The 16,826-nt window shown below is 57.6% G+C and carries 14 protein-coding genes and 1 pseudogene; 8 read left to right on the plus strand and 7 right to left on the minus strand.

Annotated elements, in window-relative coordinates; all coding sequences use genetic code 11:
* Window positions 1-36 precede the first annotated feature (36 nt).
* The 5 genes and pseudogenes from GGD67_RS13245 to GGD67_RS13265 all read left to right on the plus strand — a co-directional run.
* Window positions 37-636, plus strand: a pseudogene (locus tag GGD67_RS13245) (transposase); the annotation flags it as partial.
* Window positions 637-754: 118 nt separating this feature from the next.
* Window positions 755-1,063, plus strand: a complete 309-nt coding sequence (tnpB, locus tag GGD67_RS40075; protein WP_409411362.1) for an IS66 family insertion sequence element accessory protein TnpB — start codon at window positions 755-757, stop codon at window positions 1,061-1,063.
* Between the two features lie 146 nt (window positions 1,064-1,209).
* On the plus strand, window positions 1,210-2,022 hold the full coding sequence (locus GGD67_RS13255; protein ID WP_409411347.1) for a transposase: 813 nt from the start codon (window positions 1,210-1,212) through the stop codon (window positions 2,020-2,022).
* 322 nt (window positions 2,023-2,344) lie between these two features.
* A complete protein-coding gene (locus tag GGD67_RS13260) occupies window positions 2,345-2,629 on the plus strand; it encodes a helix-turn-helix domain-containing protein (protein WP_179733322.1) in 285 nt (94 codons plus the stop codon).
* Window positions 2,629-3,933 (plus strand): type II toxin-antitoxin system HipA family toxin, encoded by a 1,305-nt coding sequence (locus GGD67_RS13265; protein WP_210286455.1) that lies wholly within the window; start codon window positions 2,629-2,631, stop codon window positions 3,931-3,933. The genes GGD67_RS13260 and GGD67_RS13265 overlap by 1 nt, the downstream gene beginning before the upstream one ends.
* A 331-nt stretch (window positions 3,934-4,264) precedes the next feature.
* Here the strand turns inward: GGD67_RS13265 and GGD67_RS13270 are convergent, their stop codons facing one another.
* From GGD67_RS13270 to GGD67_RS13295, 6 genes are all read right to left on the minus strand, one after another.
* Window positions 4,265-4,756 (minus strand): hypothetical protein, encoded by a 492-nt coding sequence (locus GGD67_RS13270; RefSeq protein WP_179733324.1) that lies wholly within the window; start codon window positions 4,754-4,756, stop codon window positions 4,265-4,267.
* A gap of 686 nt (window positions 4,757-5,442) precedes the next feature.
* On the minus strand, window positions 5,443-5,994 hold the full coding sequence (locus GGD67_RS13275; protein ID WP_179733326.1) for a MarR family transcriptional regulator: 552 nt from the start codon (window positions 5,992-5,994) through the stop codon (window positions 5,443-5,445).
* Between the two features lie 1,678 nt (window positions 5,995-7,672).
* Entirely contained in the window at window positions 7,673-7,822 is a 150-nt protein-coding gene (locus tag GGD67_RS39255; RefSeq protein ID WP_246790775.1) for a hypothetical protein, read from the minus strand.
* A gap of 710 nt (window positions 7,823-8,532) precedes the next feature.
* Entirely contained in the window at window positions 8,533-8,952 is a 420-nt protein-coding gene (locus GGD67_RS13285) for an SET domain-containing protein (RefSeq protein WP_179733328.1), read from the minus strand.
* On the minus strand, window positions 8,946-9,323 hold the full coding sequence (locus GGD67_RS13290; protein ID WP_179733330.1) for a hypothetical protein: 378 nt from the start codon (window positions 9,321-9,323) through the stop codon (window positions 8,946-8,948). The genes GGD67_RS13285 and GGD67_RS13290 overlap by 7 nt, the downstream gene beginning before the upstream one ends.
* Before the next feature lie 347 nt (window positions 9,324-9,670).
* On the minus strand, window positions 9,671-10,789 hold the full coding sequence (locus GGD67_RS13295) for a hypothetical protein (protein ID WP_179733332.1): 1,119 nt from the start codon (window positions 10,787-10,789) through the stop codon (window positions 9,671-9,673).
* Between the two features lie 95 nt (window positions 10,790-10,884).
* Here GGD67_RS13295 and GGD67_RS13300 point away from each other — a divergent pair, with 95 nt between their 5' ends.
* Window positions 10,885-11,226: a hypothetical protein gene (locus GGD67_RS13300; RefSeq protein WP_179733334.1), complete on the plus strand. Its 342-nt coding sequence runs from the start codon at window positions 10,885-10,887 to the stop codon at window positions 11,224-11,226.
* A 1,296-nt stretch (window positions 11,227-12,522) separates the two neighbouring features.
* Here GGD67_RS13300 and GGD67_RS13305 read toward each other — a convergent pair.
* Window positions 12,523-12,807, minus strand: a complete 285-nt coding sequence (locus tag GGD67_RS13305) for a hypothetical protein (RefSeq protein ID WP_179733063.1) — start codon at window positions 12,805-12,807, stop codon at window positions 12,523-12,525.
* Here GGD67_RS13305 and GGD67_RS40080 point away from each other — a divergent pair.
* Complete coding sequence (locus tag GGD67_RS40080; RefSeq protein ID WP_409411363.1) at window positions 12,806-12,976, plus strand: hypothetical protein; 171 nt, start codon at window positions 12,806-12,808, stop codon at window positions 12,974-12,976. The genes GGD67_RS13305 and GGD67_RS40080 overlap by 2 nt on opposite strands.
* Before the next feature lie 1,008 nt (window positions 12,977-13,984).
* Entirely contained in the window at window positions 13,985-16,297 is a 2,313-nt protein-coding gene (locus GGD67_RS13315; RefSeq protein WP_312013680.1) for a DPP IV N-terminal domain-containing protein, read from the plus strand.
* Window positions 16,298-16,826 lie beyond the last annotated feature (529 nt).

The raw sequence follows: 16,826 nt of genomic DNA on the forward strand, positions 1-16,826 counted from the left end.
AGTAGCCATGCTCTCTAATTGGCAGGACTGAAGGTCATGATGGGGCATTGGCAAGTCGAACAGGCTGCGTTGTTCTATGAGTTCTCGCTCGAAAGACACACCTCGGCCGACCACCTACTCCGGTCTATCGATAGGTTCGTAGAGCTTGAGGACCTGCGCCGGGAGTTGGCGCCGTTCTACAGCAACATCGGACGGCCTTCGATCGATCCCGAGCTAATGATCAGGATGCTCCTGGTGGGCTATTGCTTCGGCATACGATCGGAGCGACGCCTCTGCGATGAAGTCCACCTCAATCTGGCGTACCGCTGGTTTTGCCGGCTGGGTCTGGAGCGGGCTGTCCCCGATCACTCGACGTTCTAGAAGAACAGGCACGGCCGCTTCCGTCAGAGCGATCTCTTTCGTCGCGTGTATCCAGGCGCGGCTGGTCGGTGGCGAAGGTTCGCGGTCGACGCGAGCCTGATCAAAGCGGATGCTAATCGGCAGAAGGGTATCGAAGGCAGAAAGGGGCTTCTACCGGAGGCCGCGGGTCGAGCAATCGATGAGTACCTTACCGTTCTTGACGATGCCGCGTTCGGTGCTGCGACAGAGGTCACTCCGAAGTTCGTGTCGCCCTCCAATCCGGCGGCGCGCTGGACGGATACGGCCATTGATGCCGAGCAGCTGTCCCGGGTGATCCGCGTGCTGCGAGCATCACGATGATTGCGGCTGGTGCTGATCTGAAGAGTTACGTTGCAACGCGGCCAATCGACTTCCGCTGTGGCCCGATGGGCTTGCGGCGAAGGTGCGGGAGATGCTTCGTCTCGACCCGTTCAGCGGCGCAGCCTTCGTGTTCCGATTAAAACGAGCGGATCGGATCAAGATTTTGGTCTGGGATCGAACGGGCTTGGTGTTGGTGCACAAACGCCCTCGAAGGTTGCAAGTTCGTTTGGCCAACGATCACGGACGGCGTGATGCGCATGTCGCCGGCGATGTTCGCGGCCTTGTTCGAGGGCCTGGATTGGAGGTTGGTCCGCCCGGAGGAAGCGCGGCGCCCGCAGGCGGCGGGATAACTGCGGCAGAATGACTCGGAAGCTATTTTGAACGTGGCGCGTGCGGCGCCGATGTGCTCGAAATAGCCCATGAATATCGCGGCGCTGCGCGACGAAAACGAAAGCCTGAAGGCGCTTTTGGCGCAAACGCAGGCGGCTTTGAGCGAGCAACAAGGGGGCGGTGGCGGCGTCGGATGAGGCGCGGCGTCGGCTGGAGATCATTCTCGGCGAATTGCGACGCGACAAGTTTGGCGCGAAGTCCGAGAAGCTGCGACCAGATCAGTATCACTTGCCGCTCGAAGACGTGGAGATCGCGCAAGGGATGCTGGACGCGGCGCAGAAGAGAGCCGAGGCGGTGATCCAAGGCCGATCGCGGAGCGTAACGGATCAAGGCTCTCATCGCAATCGCGGCTGCTTGCCTACCCACTTCCCGCGGGTGGAGCGGATTATCGAGCCCGCGAGCACGCTCTGCCCGTGCGGTTGCGGCACCATGACGAAGATCGGCGAGGACGTCAGCAAGCGCCTCGACGTGTTCCCGGCGCAATGGCGTGTGCTGGTCACGCGCCGCCCGAAATACATCTGTCGCCGCTGCTCCGGCCCTGTCGTGCAGGCACACGCACCGGAGCATGTCGTGCCCAGCGGGCTGCCGACCGAAGCGGCCGTTGCGCACGTGATCGTCTCCGGGTTTGGCGACCATACGCCATTTTACCGTCAGGCCGAGATTTATGCGCGCCAGGGAATCCGGCTTGATCGGGCGACACTGGGCAACTGGTCTGGCCGAGCCTGCTTCCATCTTAAACCGATCGCGGACCACATGCGTCGCCGCCTGGCCATGGCGGAGGAGTTGTGCGCCTTATCCATGGGCCAGGGTTGTGGGCTCTACTTGGCCGGTAGAGGTGAATCATCGAAGCATGGGTTGCAGCCACGCATCGAGCGGGGAAGGGGCAGCATGGCTCGCAACGTCATCATCTTCTCAGACCCGCAAAAGCGGTGAAGAAGCTCCGCGGGGGTATCGAGCGGCCAGAAGGAAATGCTCATGCCGTTGATCCGAACGCAAATGAGCACGCGCGGCTCATGACCGGCGAGGAGCCGCCATTCGGTGTCACATCCGAGCAAAGAGACACTGAACAGGCTACTAATTTGCCCCCAGCGCGAAACGGGCATCCTCTTTATGTCATTGAAAAGGTTAATACTTCCGGACCCTGCGATGTCGGCGATCGATGACATCACGGGATGTTGACGAACGGCGACATTTCGATTGTCGCTGAACGGCGACATATGCTAGTTGTAAGCGAACGCTGACATTTGGGGTTGCCATGCTTATCCGTACACCTGCCGACGTCGGCGCCGTCATTCGCGACAGACGCAAACGCCTCAAGCTAGACCAATCGAAGCTGGCCAAGCAGATTGGCGTTAGCCGTCAATGGCTGATCGAGGTCGAGCACGGTCATCCCCGCGCAGAGCTGGCCCTTGTCCTCCGTGCTCTCGACGTTCTCGGCATCCCGGTGGATGCCAACAGTGGAGCGCCCACCAGCCGCGGGTCTACCTCCGCAGTTGATATCAACGCCATCGTCACCAAAGCCAAGAAAGGCAAGACATAATGGCCGAGCTCATTGCACTCTTGGATGGCACCGAAGCCGGTCGCGTCCGCAGTGACGCACGCGGCCGGCTGACCTTCGTCTACGACAATGCATGGCGCAACGCGGACGGGGCCTACCCCCTTTCGCTATCGATGCCGCTTGCCGCCGAGGAGCACGGTCCAGCCACCGTTCAGGCCTTCTTGTGGGGGCTGCTTCCTGACAACGAGCAGGTGCTCGAGCGCTGGGCCAAGAAATTTCAGGTATCGGCGCGCAACGTGTTTGCCCTCATCTCTAACGTCGGCGAGGATTGCGCCGGGGCCGTCCAGTTCGTCACGCCTGATCGATTGGAGGCTCTGAACACAGGCAAAGACGACAAGATCGAATGGCTGGATAAGCCGGAAATAGCAAACCGGCTTGGAGTCTTGCGCGAAGATCACGCTGCCTGGCGTCTGCCCCGCGACACGGGTCAATTCAGTCTTGCGGGCGCCCAGCCGAAAACCGCGCTTGTCCTCAAAGACAACAAATGGGGCATTCCGTCCGGGCGCATACCGACCACCCACATTTTGAAACCACCGACGGGCCATTTCGATGGTCACGCCGAGAATGAGCATATCTGCCTGCAGCTCGCACGCGAGCTCGGACTGCCAGCCGCTGAAACCAAGGTGATGCGCTTCGAACAGGAAATCGCGATCGTGGTTGAACGCTACGATCGGCAGGTCAGCGGGAACGATATCATCCGCGTTCATCAGGAAGATATCTGCCTGGCCATGGGCATCCTGCCGACCAAGAAATACCAGAACGAGGGTGGACCAACGCCTGCCGATATTGTCGAGCTCTTGCGTACCTACTCGGCAGACCGCGAGGCTGACCTTGAGACGTTCGTCAGCGCTTTGGTCTTCAACTGGCTCATTGGAGGCTCTGATGCTCACGCCAAGAACTATTCATTGCTTCTGGCCAGCGGTCCTCTCGTGCGTCTCGCCCCCCTTTACGACATCGCCAGCATTCTTCCTTACGACCATGTCGATCAGCGCAAGATCAAACTCGCCATGAAAGTCGGGGGTGAATACAAGCTCGATCAAATTGGCTTGCGCCAGTGGCAAAAATTTGCGCGCGAGACGCGTGTTAACGCGGACGTGCTCATCGCTACCCTGATCTCCATGTTCGGGCAGATCCCCGACCTGGTGGCGGACATTCGCGCGCGCGCGCAAAAGGAGGGATTGGAGAACGCTGTCATCGAGCGATTCGCAACGGCTTTGGGTACGCGAGCCAAGTATTGCGAACACGTTCTGAAAGGGGATCTAGGATACGGATCATCCATCAGTTGAAGGGAGTCGAGCGCAACCACGAGCTCATTCATTCCGATATCGGCGCGCTCGCCGCACGGCTGCCTCAGGCGCCAATTCCGAGCAGAATGCGGCGCCTGAGCCGTTGCAATCGCCGCTATCCTGCTTGTTGTGATGCTACATCGCCAAATATCCCTAAGGGAGATCGGCCATTCGTTAGATCGCTGAATTTCGCTATCGCGGCGGTGCTCTTTTGGGACGCCCTCGGGTGGCTTTTCTACTCTCTTTGGAAGTTGCCCTTCTAATCGTCGCGCTGGCTGGTCTCACGAAATTTCATTCTGAATTGGCACTCTTCCAATATTTCCGGGTATTTTCAGTCTTGCGTCGGCCCGAAGTCGGTCGCCAGGAATTGCTCGTGGGTCCATTGCTTCAGCGCATCGTCGTTGAGTACCGAGTTGACCAAGGCATTCCAATTCTCACCAGCCTCTCTCCATTTTGTTTTTCGGTCGGGAATGTTCCGCAGCAATCGAAATGCCGTCGTTGCGATCTTGCTTGCCTCTTTCCCTTCAGCAGCCTCGCGGATCACGTCTTTGAACAATTGTTCGGGAAAGGTCCAGCCGGCGCCCGTGAAGCGGTCGGCAAACATGTATTCGAACGAGGCGCGAAACACGACCGCCGCTAACGCGTTCTCATATTCCGAGCCCGCGCTGCGCAGGTCGAACCATTGCAGCAGTCTTCGAACGGCTGCAGCAGGCGAAAACTGGCAGTCCCCCAGCGTGAAAGATACGAACATATACGCGATGTCTGTTTGAAGTTCGTCGTCCAGGGACACGTACCAACGTTTGATTGCTTCAATAGGGGTCATGTGAAATTGCTATGAAAACGCAAGAACAGGATGCGCCCGATCAGGCGCGCTTGTTAACGTAGTGCCATGGCTCTCAATACGTCCGACTGTCCGCAGAGGTCCAGTTGTCTAGGAATCCCTGCTTCTCTGCCGTAAGACATCGACGATGGCACTGCCCCAATTCGATCGCACGTCACGGTCGACTGCAAAACAATGCGTTCTTAACAGAAGAGAAGTATCAAGCAACGGTGTACGGTGCTGCCACCTCTAAAATGAAGGCATCTCGGTCAGTTGTCCTCACATTCGACGGCGAAATCATACTTACGATTAGTGTAAGCTGCGCGACCGAGAACGACGCGACGAGCTGTTGAAAACAGCCGATAGCGCTCTGGGGGGGGCGCTCGTAGAACACCGCGCCTCCACGCAAAGCAGTGGCCAAATGCAGCAGAGTTATCGCTTATCATCCGCCCACGGGGCAAGATGCAGAAACGATTGCTAGAGTCGAGGCAAATCGCTGCGTTGGAGCCTCTGAGGGCGCATGGCTCCTTCAGCATGCGCACGTCATGGCTTGGATGAATTTGATCATTCGGCTCCGGCCCGAGCTGTTGCAGAGCAGCAGAGTAAATCCAAGCTCCCGATCCAGGATTTTGGTGCGCTCGCTGTAAGCGTCGCGGCGAGTAGGCTCGTGGTCTCAAGTTGTTGACCCGCTAGGCGTCCCGCAGCTGCTGTTCTCTTGAAGGTTCTTGCATCTTTAACGCGGCGTGCAGGCGCGCCTTTTCCAGTCGTTTCCTGACTCCGCTAAGGCAACTAGCCAGCTTTGCAAAGTCCGCAATATCGAGATAACCAGAAACAAACTCATCGAGTTCTTCCTGCTGAGCCGCGATGCTCGCAAGTCCTCTGCGAGCGCTGTCTGTTAGCGACAGGTGGACGATTCGCGCGTCGTTCGCGCAGCGCTCGCGGCGCACAAATCGCTTATCCTCAAGCTGTTTCGAATGCTTCGTAATGAAGGCCGACTCAACCTTCATCAACTTTGCAACCACGTTGACCGGAACACCGTCGCCCTGTTCCAAGTCGATCAATGCCATCAAGATCATCATTTGTGGTGCAGCAATGCCCAGCGCATGCGCCTGGAAATAGCGAAGGTCGTCCAAACACACATTAATGGCTCTGATCTCCCACGTGAATCGCCTGAGCACATCCTGACTTGCGGCAAGGCTCTTCCCGAGCCGTCTTTTCGATCCTGGCAGCTTGGACGGCATCAGATTTCAGGGAGCTCCATCCTCAAACCATTGCGGGCGAGCAGAGCTCAGTTGGCGGGGATTACATATGCGCTTACCTCGAAACGTGGAATCTCGGGTCAACAAATAATTCCCACCAAACTCCGTTCCGTGCCAACCTTCTTTGCATGTGGCCCGGCGGCGAAATTGCCGAGGTGCAAAGTACCTTCACACACTCGCCCCGGTGAAATTACTCAAAAACTAAGTTTTACATGCAGAATTCCGGCGTCATGAACTGCTTTTGACGCAGTTACAGCGTGTAAGGCCCTGAAAGTCGCGAGTCCGCTCCAAAAGCGACACGGCTCCGCCGCGCGCTTGGACGGCGAGAATTTTTAGGTTGTCGAGAGTCTGAATCGCTAGAACAACGCGTACGCCGCAGGATCAACCTGTCGGAGCCGGCTCCAGGCTTCGAAAGTGGGAGCCGGAGAACAAGGCTGGTGCACGGACGTTGTCGATGTCCGACGCGAACTCGAAAGGTTCGTCGGATATTGCGAGAAGCCTGATATTCCTGACTGTTCGATTAGAACGTTGGGCCGTTAAGGATCGTGACTGACCGGCCCGGAACACCCAGCGCTCTACGAAGCGGAGCCTGCACGTCTCAGACGCAGAAAAGAACTGCGTGAGCGAGTGCACGATCTAACGTCCCAGGTGGCGAGACTAGTTCAGCAATTGCTTAGGCAAGCGGGCTTCTTTAAACCGGCTGGCCAGCTCCTGGATGTTTTCAAAGAGGGCGGCGGACGGCGTTTTCGAACGGTCCTCTGTCGCAAATGGCTCCGACTGCGGCGGTTGTGACGCTGCCGGTCGAGAGCCCTTCATCTGGCTGCGTGCCTCATAGGTTGTGTCAGGGGCTGCCCAATCTCCTTCTCTGGCGCAACGGCACGCAGCAGCTCGCGTTTGGGTTCGCTTGCTTTCGCGCGTCGGCTTCCGCCGCACCGGGCTCTCGTGTTGGGGTGGATGGCCCCATTCCGCTACACTGCGTGGAAAGATGAGGTCGTTGCTCACAAGGTCAGGCGACGCAAGGGCGGGACCTATCCACTCCCGCACCTCTACGGGCACTTCGGGATGGCCTCGGAACAGCAGCCCTTCCACCTCGATCACCGCCTGCTGGGCGTTTCGCCAACCTCAGCGGCGCATAGGAATTTGATGGGGCCCTTGGGTCCGCACCAAGATGATAGTTCAGGCGAATTTGTCCGATGTGATAAGTTGGACAGGCTAGTATGCTCGCCGGCAGAATTTCAAACGGAGATAGCTGCAATGTCGAAGCGGTCGCGACACTCGGCGCCTCCAAAATGCAGATAGTCATACTCGACGTTCGCCGATCCATGCAGGCGTAAGAGCTTGTTCGATACCAAGCCCGATGACGCCACCAACTCGGTCAAAGTTGAAATGCGTGTTCTCCCCTGCTAGGTCGCCCCTTCGAAGTTGTTGACGACGTCGCCCCGATTGTTTTGCCAGGCTATGCATGCCTTGAGATAGGCAAGCGTTTGCCCGAGCGCGCCAAAGGCGTGACCGATGCGACCGGTCCGGGTCGCAAAGGGGTTGCACCTGCGTTGCAGTTTGCGCTTGCAATTAAGTGGGAGGCGGCCAGGCAGGTGTTTGAGCCGTTGGCGCCAGCTGTGCTGGCATCCAGTTCGAGGCCGAGCACCCAGCTGTTGCTCTGCTAATCGTAGCCGATCTGGCCACCTGCGACGAACGATGGAATATCGACGACGTCGCCGTAGATCGACGGGCCGAAGAAATTGCTGAAGGAGGTCGGCCGTACCCCGGCGCCGACGTGCCCGCCAATGTAGCCTCGGGGCCAGTTCCACACCGCCGGTGGCAGTGCCTGTCACTCGCGGTTCGTGATGGCTCTACCCGTTGTGACGAGCACCATCGTGGTAGGACCCAAAAGGAGAACTCTTGATCGCATAAAGATTGCGTTTGATAAGCCCCAAGGGCAAGCCCGAATGGGCCTTGGCTGAAGAATTCGAGCACTCGATAGTCGCAGATCTTTAAGGTCTCTGTAGCCAAGCTCGCGTCTGGATTGAAAGGGTCTCTTCTGCGTGCGAGAGCAATTTGAGGACCAAATATCGAGCCGCAAGCAGTTGCGATCAAGTGCGTTAGTGAGCCGCACATCTTTCGTCTCTGATATGGAGCAGCACTATCAGCGCATGCTAAAATGATATCGGGATCAGCTACCGGGCCAACTCAGCAGCGATTGTGAGTTGATCGAGCGTGATTACGATCCTACCTGGTGAAAAAGCTGAGATCGCGCGCACCCGCGGAGATCTTGACCAGGGTAGGTTCCACAGATCTCGTGAACTCCACGTCGGAGGCTACCAACGTCATCGGAAGCACGTTCCCGACGGTGCCACCGCGCACCGCGTGACAAGCGAAGTCTGCCGAACAAGGCTGCGTTCGCCACAACTCAAGCTCGACCAGGCAGCCTGGAAAGCTGGCGCCTTCAGTTGCCGAAACTCCAGGGTGTTAATTCGCCGACGAAATCGAAGTCGCCAGACTGCGTCTCCAATCTATTGCCGCCTAGGCGGCTGCGGCACCAACGTTCGGCAGTAGCTCCCTATTCCACGCTAAGTCACACCCTGGATCGAAAGACAAGTAATCGCAAGTCAGTTCTTCACCGGGGTGTACGTCACGGGCTGTGAAAATTCTGCAATGATCGTCTTGATATGTGTTTGGATGACTGCTGTGATTCATGAAGCGAGCGTTGTCAGCATTATACTCTACGACACCGTCATTAATCTTGTGGTCTCTCGGATAGGCATGCTTATCAAGTAGAGCTTGAAATGTTGGAGCTAGAGTTTCGTATTGTTCGCGCGTCACCGCAATGTCAACGATCGGGTTGTGAATCCAAACTAACGCGCCTTTAGGCAAATGAGTCGTGGAGAAAAGTCCAATACCGCCAAACTGGTCTGGCTTCAAAATAGTTTCGATAATCAACATCGAAGAAATCTCCCAAAGACACTAACAGCCACCAAGCTAACTGACGTGTGCTGCGAAATCTCCTGCACGAATCGGTAGGGGGCGTGTGTCCGCGCCTTCATCACAATTTGGAGTTCCTTGGCATTCGTTTCGGCTGCATGCTCCGGATCGCCTTCCCCGGCACCGCCATCCTGGTGTTGCTGAAAAGGGGCTGCAGGTCGGTGGAATTCCGGGCAAAGATCCGCGCCCATCAAGAAGGCCGGTGATCGTGACCTATGGACTCTCATCGCGGCGGCACGCTGGACTTTCTCGTGGCCCTGCAAGCCGCCGACCAGGCCTTCATCAAGGCCTTCAAGAGCGGGGGCCGGATGCGTCAATGCCCATTCGTTCATGTGCCTTGCCGGAAAGAAAGTGGAGACATGGGCAGACACTATAGCGACGAGCGGGCCCGTGAGGGGTCGGCAGTCACCTCCGATTTTTCTGCATATCCTCTCGCCGCAACCAGCCCGCCAACGTGATCATCCTCTTTACAAACAAAAAGGCGCCATGGCTCGTTCGGCTCAATAAGGAGCCGCTAAGCCATGGCGCCCGCAAGTTCGTTGGGGCCGGCAGCGCTTATCCGCACCGCCCTGAACCCCACTAAGCTCGCAAGAGTCGCTGAAGGATGCTATCGTCCATCAACAAGTCCGCTACCTCAACTATCTGGACCGGCCCCTCACGTAGCGACTGTCCCTGGTGTCTATATCTGTGGATGGTGGATGAGCCGAACGTCATTGGGTCCTCCCGACCCCAAGAGGGCCGTGTAACGCTCGCCGCGAATGTCGTATTGCTTCATCGGCTGCGCTGCGTCCGGCAAGAGGCCCCAGTGGCCGAGCTTCGAGATCATCGTGATTGGGGCAGGTTGTGTGCCGTGCGAAAAGCCCTCAGGAACGGCGAATGATGCAGCGTAAATCTCGCGGGCCGCGGGCGGCGTCGTCTCAGCTCTGGCGGACGCCGGAGCGGCTTGCTCCATCATCTGTGCCAGCAGTGCTGGCGAGGGCCGATTCGCCGGCTGTGCGCTCGGCTGCGAAACGCTTTCCGGTCGAGATCCGAAATGAATGGTTGCGCCTGACAGATTGAGTGGAGAGCGGCCCCTCATCGCCGCCGCGGGCACGAACAGCGCCGTGAAGCGGTCGTTATGAACTATGAAAGGTGCGGGTGCGCTGTCCTGGCTCGGCGGGACGCTGCTACCCTCATGCGCAGCTGATGTGCGCTGGTCGTCCTGCCGCGAGTTGACGGAACGAACGGCCGCTCCTGAATCCACGGCGTGGTCATGAGGGGCGGTTGGCTCGAGAGATGACGATGAACCGGCGTTTCCCAGCATCGCCCACAGCAGATCCTGATCGTAGCCTTCCGCAGGAAGGATCACCGGACCGCTGGCCCGAAACGGTGTGCCGGCGTCTTCAGTCAGCGCGCGCGCGGCTGAATTGCTAGGCTCGCTGGGCTGGCGCTCGATGGCATCGCCTGCCGTGTGGCTTAGTGTCCTCTGCCTCTTCGCAGGCCTCAACTGGCCGGTGTAGTCCTCACCCATCAGGGCAGCGGCGTCCTCGTGTCCGGTGACTGCGTGTTGGGGATGAGACCCCTCGGCCCTCTGGTGCTCAAGTCCCAAGGCCTCGGCGAGCCTGAGGCCTTCTTCAGACAGATGTGGATAGTAGGGAACACGAGAAACCGGATGCTCTGCGACGGCAGAGGTACCAAGCTGCGGCACTTCATCCAAGTACGGCTCAAACTCCGCTTGCTGCTGTTGCGCTTGCGGCACCGCGGCGTTGTAAGCAGAGAACTCCGGGTTGAACGGGTTGATGCTGTTAAATGGGTCCATGTCCCCCTCTGGTTCGAGTGTGTCGCTCTCTGGTCCTCACTCTATCAGGACCAGCTGTCGACAAGCTGACGCACTCAGAGAGTTCGGTGAGCCAAATGAGCCTGCCCGATCGCCACACTTCGCTCGAGAAACGCGACGGGAGCAAGGCAGGCTCAGTTGGGTTGGCGTGGGTGCCTCCGTGCCGGCCTCGATCGACACCCTCGGCACTGACCGCGTCTTCGATGATGCCTGGGCGCTGGGTACCGGCGCTGTTCGCGCCAGCCTATGTTGGGGGCCGCACCGCAGCCGAGCATTGGGATCTCACCGAACAAACTTTCAAGCGCGTGGTGGTGATTACCGGTCGGGGCCTTAGCCAGAAGGCATCTGACGCCACAAGGATTGAATTCACGCTCAAGCATCTTGGCGCTGAAAAGATTTTCCGGAAGGAATCGAATTAGAGGCTTTCGCCCGTTCTGTCGACGTAAGATAATCTGGACTTCGGCATCGCGCTTGTCCAACTGCAAGCGCGTCGAGATCAGATATGTTCACTCGACCTCATGGTATTCGGCCCGGTGGAAGTCCGAGCCGAATAGCGCTGCTGCGGCGTCGTAGAGCGCGACAGTATTGACGGTTGACTGCATGGCGTACCAGGCGTGCAATGCCTCGATCGCCGATGCATGGGCTCGCAGCGGTCGCTACGGGGTTTGGCAATCGAGCACCTCCAGCTTGGGCGCCTGCCGCTTCGTGCCGCTCTCGAGGATATTCCGATCCACTGTCATTTCTCCGCCTTCGCCGTCCTAGTTCTCTACCGCTCGCAACCAGCCTGCCAGTCTGTGCCGTGTTGACGGATCATTTCGCGATGGGACCGTTTGATGAAGGCGCGCTCGACGCAAAAGCCGGCGGTGACTGAAGCGGCTAGCGCTAGGCCGCACGCGACGTAGTCATCCAGCAAACTCCAAATTATGTTACTGCCGGCGACGACGACAAAAGTGAGTGCCATGACGGTACTGCGAAGTGCCTTAGCCATGCTTGTTCCCCGACCCGATCGGCGAGGGACGTTAACATTGCAACCAAGACGTTTCGCGGCGTTTGAAGGCAGTATCCGTCGTATTTCTGCTAGATCAGCTTGTGGTCGCGCGCGATGTCGCGCGCGGCTAGACGGCACTCAGCGGTGTGCCAGTTCGCGCGAGGGGATCCAGAAGGCTTCCGCGCTCATCGAATCGCTCGCCGGCTTGAACTGCCCTGCGAGGATGCCATGTAGCCGCAGGCCAGACGAACGACTCGAAACAAGTGGCGGCGGACGAAGTCGAAAAGCCGGTGACTGACACGGGATGTGGTCACCCCGCACGATGTTTGTCACGCCGAAGCAGCATCAGCAGCTCACAGAAATCCACTACAGTTCGTGGAGTGGCCTTCAGCGGCTGGACGCTGGCCGTTCCAGCAAAGCGGAATTCCCGGGGCCGTAAAATTTAGCCTCTGGCAGGGTTTTTCCCGATCGGTAAATCCCGCTAATTGGAATACTAGCCCCAGTCTTGCCGATCGGTAAAAAGAGGTTTTGGGAGCGATTCACTCTCTATTCCCGCTCGGGAAAGTCAGCATCGCCAGCATTCCGGATACCACCGCTCTCAGAACCCGGAATGCATTGTGTTACCGCAGCAGGACCTTGCATTGGCCGCCGACGTAAGCGTGCGTTTTCATAGTCGAAATTGAGAGCGGAAAGGAAACCAGCCAAATCGGCTTGGTCCTCAGGCTACTCAAGGCGCTTGGAATATCGCTCCAACCCAATATGGCGCCAGCCCCCCGTCGCCTACCAACCGGCGAATGACGGCAGCGGCATCTTCGACCCCGATAATGGCTCCATCTCGATGAGAATCCAGGAAAATGCTCCGGCCGTAGTCGGCGACAGTCTCGACGTTCGGTACGAGGAAAAGCTGATCAGTCGCATCCGCCGACGAACCGAGTCCGTCCAAAATATCGAATTTGTCTAGGACGATAGTGTGGATGTCGGACCCCAATGGTATTCCGGTTTCCACACGCATGCCGCTCGCTCGTCGCCTGCACGACCCGCACGTGGTCTATACTTGGTTACTCAATCTGCTTCCGGAGGTCCGCACGCTCCAGACGATCGGTGCGATCCTTCGCATCGCCGAAACGGACGTTTTCGCTCTGCTGAGATGGGCGAAGAACTTCCGGGGGCACTCGAGATAACCTGTCCTGTGGACGAGAGCCCGAAGCGCTCCGAGTATCGGAAGCTGACCGAAGCCGAGCTTACAGAAACCGTTCAAAGGCTCCCGGAGGCCGTTCCTCGTTGGAGAAGAGGGCATCCACATGTCGTTGACCGGCGCTCAGCACAAGTTGCCCGTGGTCCAATATCCGGATGGCGCAATAGGGCTGGCGCTGGGCGGTATGCCGACAACCCACATCCTCAAGCCTCCTGTCTTCGCCTAGCTGCTGCGGTCAAGCTGCCTGTCGCCGAATGTTCGGTAGGGAAGGCCGAGGACGTTGAATAAACTAACCAATCGTCGCCTCGTTAGCGAGCTTACGGGCAAAAGCGCTCGGGTTCAGTTTCTCAAGGAGATATGTTCCTGGGCCGGTCCATAGAACTCTGGTGGAAATCGCTGCTCACTAAGCGTAACCCGCGGCAAGAGTAGCGCCCACGACAGGATTGAAGCAATTCAGCCAAGATTGCATCAAACACACGTTGCATGTCCTTCGAACAATTGTCCACGAGACCGCAGCCGACATCCGCGCCGGCCCGGAGGTTCTGGCAACCTACCTGCCACTTGAAACCGCGTGCTGTGGCGCAACTGTGCAAGGTCGCGTGTGCTTGTATGCTCTCGCACTCGCGTCCGAAGCAGGTTCATATTTCTCGAGAGCCACGGCTTCGGGCGATGACCGCTGCCCCACGTTGTTCGCTCGACCTGCCGCTACTGCCGAACTCGATTCTGTGTTTGATTTTACACATTCGTGTTCGCGCTACTCTTCTTGTGCTCTAGCGACAAGGAGATCAGATAACAACGTAATAACGCCTGCAGCTTCGATGGCATCATTTCTGCAGGGAGAACTTGGAACGGAGCTCAGCGGGGATTGAACCGAAAGGGCACTGGAGATCTTTCGGCCCACGACTTAGCCGCACCCTATCAGCGAGCCTTATTGCTCCTTTCGTATACGGAGGACCTTAACGATCGCTCCGTTACCTCAGAGGAGGAGGAAGCCGTGAACCGCCGGAAAGACACACTGGGACACGAGATCCTGCAGGTAGCGGATTACGAACGAGCGCTCTCGATCAACGGCTACTATGCTCAGCTCACGGTCAATGTCGCGGGCGTGCCGTTCTGGATGTCAGATGGCGAGGCCTTTGCTTATTGCCGAATGGTAAGGGGCCGGCGCCAATTCATCCTCGTGAACGCTGTCACGCGCGCAAAACAGCTGGCCTTTGATCATGATAAGCTGGCTGCCGCCCTGACCCGAGCAACGCAGCGGCATTGCGACGGTGACAATCTGCCATTCCGTCGTTTTGACCTGGCTAGCGATGGTCGCGAGATCAGCTTCCAGATCGATAGCACCAGGTGGAGCTGCGATCTTGTGAGCTACACTTGTCTAGCCCAGAACCCTTCCTCCAAAGTCCATGAGGAGAACCCCTATGGCAGCCCTCCGGTAGAAAATGATCCGAAGGAAAAAGCCGCATCTCCTGATGGTAAATGGCTGGCCTATATCAATAGGCACAATCTATTCCTTTGCAGCAAGGATGGCTCGCAGGACATGCCCTTGACCTGGGACGGCTCCGAGAGCAACTACTACTGGTTGTCCACACTGAGTTGGTCTCCGAACTCGCGCTATCTTGCGGGATACCGGTTCCGCCCCGGATACGAGCGTAAGATTCATTTCGTCGAATCGTCACCGACCGACCAGCTTCATCCGAGGCGCCGGACCATGACGTATCCTAAACCTGGCGACCTTCTGACAGTATCGCATCCGGTGCTCTTTGAGATCGGTAGCCGGCGCGAGATCCAACTCGACAATAATCTATTCCAAAATCCTTACGAACTTTCTCCGATCGAGTGGTGGGAGGACAGTCGAGGTTTCACTTTTAAGTATAATCAGCGAGGTCATCAGCTCTATCGCCTTCTAGAAGTGGTAGCAGCCACCGGAGAAGTCCGCTCGCTGATCGATGAGTGCAGCAAGACCTTCGTCGACTATCAGCCGCTGAACATGGACCAGGAGTGCACTGGCAAAATCTTTCAGTATAACGTTGCAGACGGTAAGGAGATCATCTGGGCGTCCGAGCGCGACGGACACGAGCATCTCTACCTTTTCGATGGCCGAACCGGCGAGCTTAAAAATCAGATCACCAAAGGCAAGTGGGTGGTCCGCACGGTCTATTTTGTCGACCCAGTGACGCGCCAGATCTGGTTTGGCGCGAGCGGAATGAACGCAGGCGAAGATCCTTACTTCATCCATGGCTACCGAATCGACTTTGACGGGACAGGCCTGACTGCGCTCACGCCTCGAGCGGAAAATCATCACATCGAATTCTCGCCAGATGGCCGCTACTATGTAGACGTATATTCGCGTATCGACCTTCCGCCGAGCATGGTCTTATATCGAACCACTGACAATTCGGAGCTCATGCAGGTCGAAAGCGCCGACATTTCGGAGCTCGTGGCCGCTGGCTGGACGCCGCCGCTCAGCTTTCATACGAAGGGGAGAGATGGAGACGCTGATATTTGGGGCGTCATTCACCTTCCCATTAATTTCGATCAAACCAAGCGATATCCGGTCGTTGAGAGAATATATGCTGGCCCTCACGGTTCTTTCGTTCCGAAGTCATTCTCAGCCTCGGCCGAGCCGCTCGCGCAACTTGGATTCGTCGTTGTACAGATCGATGGAATGGGGACGAACAACCGCTCGCGAGCGTTCCACGACGTCGCCTGGAAAAATCTGAAGGACGGTGGGCTTCCCGACCGAATCCTGTGGCACAAGGCGGCGAGCGCAAACTATCCGTGGTACGATATTTCAAACCTTGGCATTTTCGGTGCGTCCGCCGGTGGTCAGAATGCGGTGAGCGCACTTCTCTTCCATTCTGAGTTCTACAAGGTTGGGGTCGCTAATTGCGGTTGCTATGACAACCGAATGGACAAGATCTGGTGGAATGAGCAGTGGATGGGCTGGCCGGTCGGCATCGAATATTCACAATCCTCCTCCGTCGACAACGCGCACCGATTACAAGGTAAGCTGTTGCTGATTGTCGGCGAACTGGATGAAAACGTCGATCCGTCATCCACCTTTCAGCTTGCCGACCGTCTTATCGACGCAGGAAAATTCTTCGACATGCTTGTGGTGCCGAACGCGAACCACGGAGTGCCAGGCAATTACTGCGAACTAAAGCTCGTGGACTTCTTCGTTCGCAACATTTTTTGGCAGACACCGCCTAACTGGAACGCGGCTTCGATCGAGCCGCTGAGCCGGTGCTGGATGCGAGGACGTGATGGCCAAAAACGAATTAGCTCGATCGAATCTCACAAGTGATGTCCGCGTTCTACGGCCGGACGACTTGGCCGATTCAGCGTTCGTGTGAAAGCGCGGATGACGGTGGGTCATGGGCGCCTTCAGTTCGCGGGCAGATCGGAAGACGCCGCGTAGCAGCTCAACAGGAGAAAGAGGAGTGTTTTACCTGTTGAATGTAACGGAACATGAGTGGGGGATGTACCAAGTACTTCGCACGAACTCATAGATAAGCATCTTGAGGGCGTTGCACTTCAACAGGATCCCATGGCTGGGAACCTAACAGCAGATGACGCATTCGCGCTTCTCGGATTGCGGTGTGCGGCGGTGGAGGACTTGGCGCCGCGGAGCGTCGCGTTCTTTCCACTTAAGGTGATCCGAGAGTATGCATCCCGAAGGTCCGTTCCTTCGTTGACGTGCCGCGGCACGCCCACTGCATTGACTGGGATCGATCCGAGGCGACGCGGCGTGTCGTAATCGCGCTTGGCGACCGCGAGAGCGAGGAATCTAGGGCGTTGTTCGGAATCCGTCAGCGAAATTCAAAGCAGTTGAT

The organism is Bradyrhizobium sp. IAR9, assembly GCF_013408065.1.
Taxonomy (GTDB): domain Bacteria; phylum Pseudomonadota; class Alphaproteobacteria; order Rhizobiales; family Xanthobacteraceae; genus Bradyrhizobium.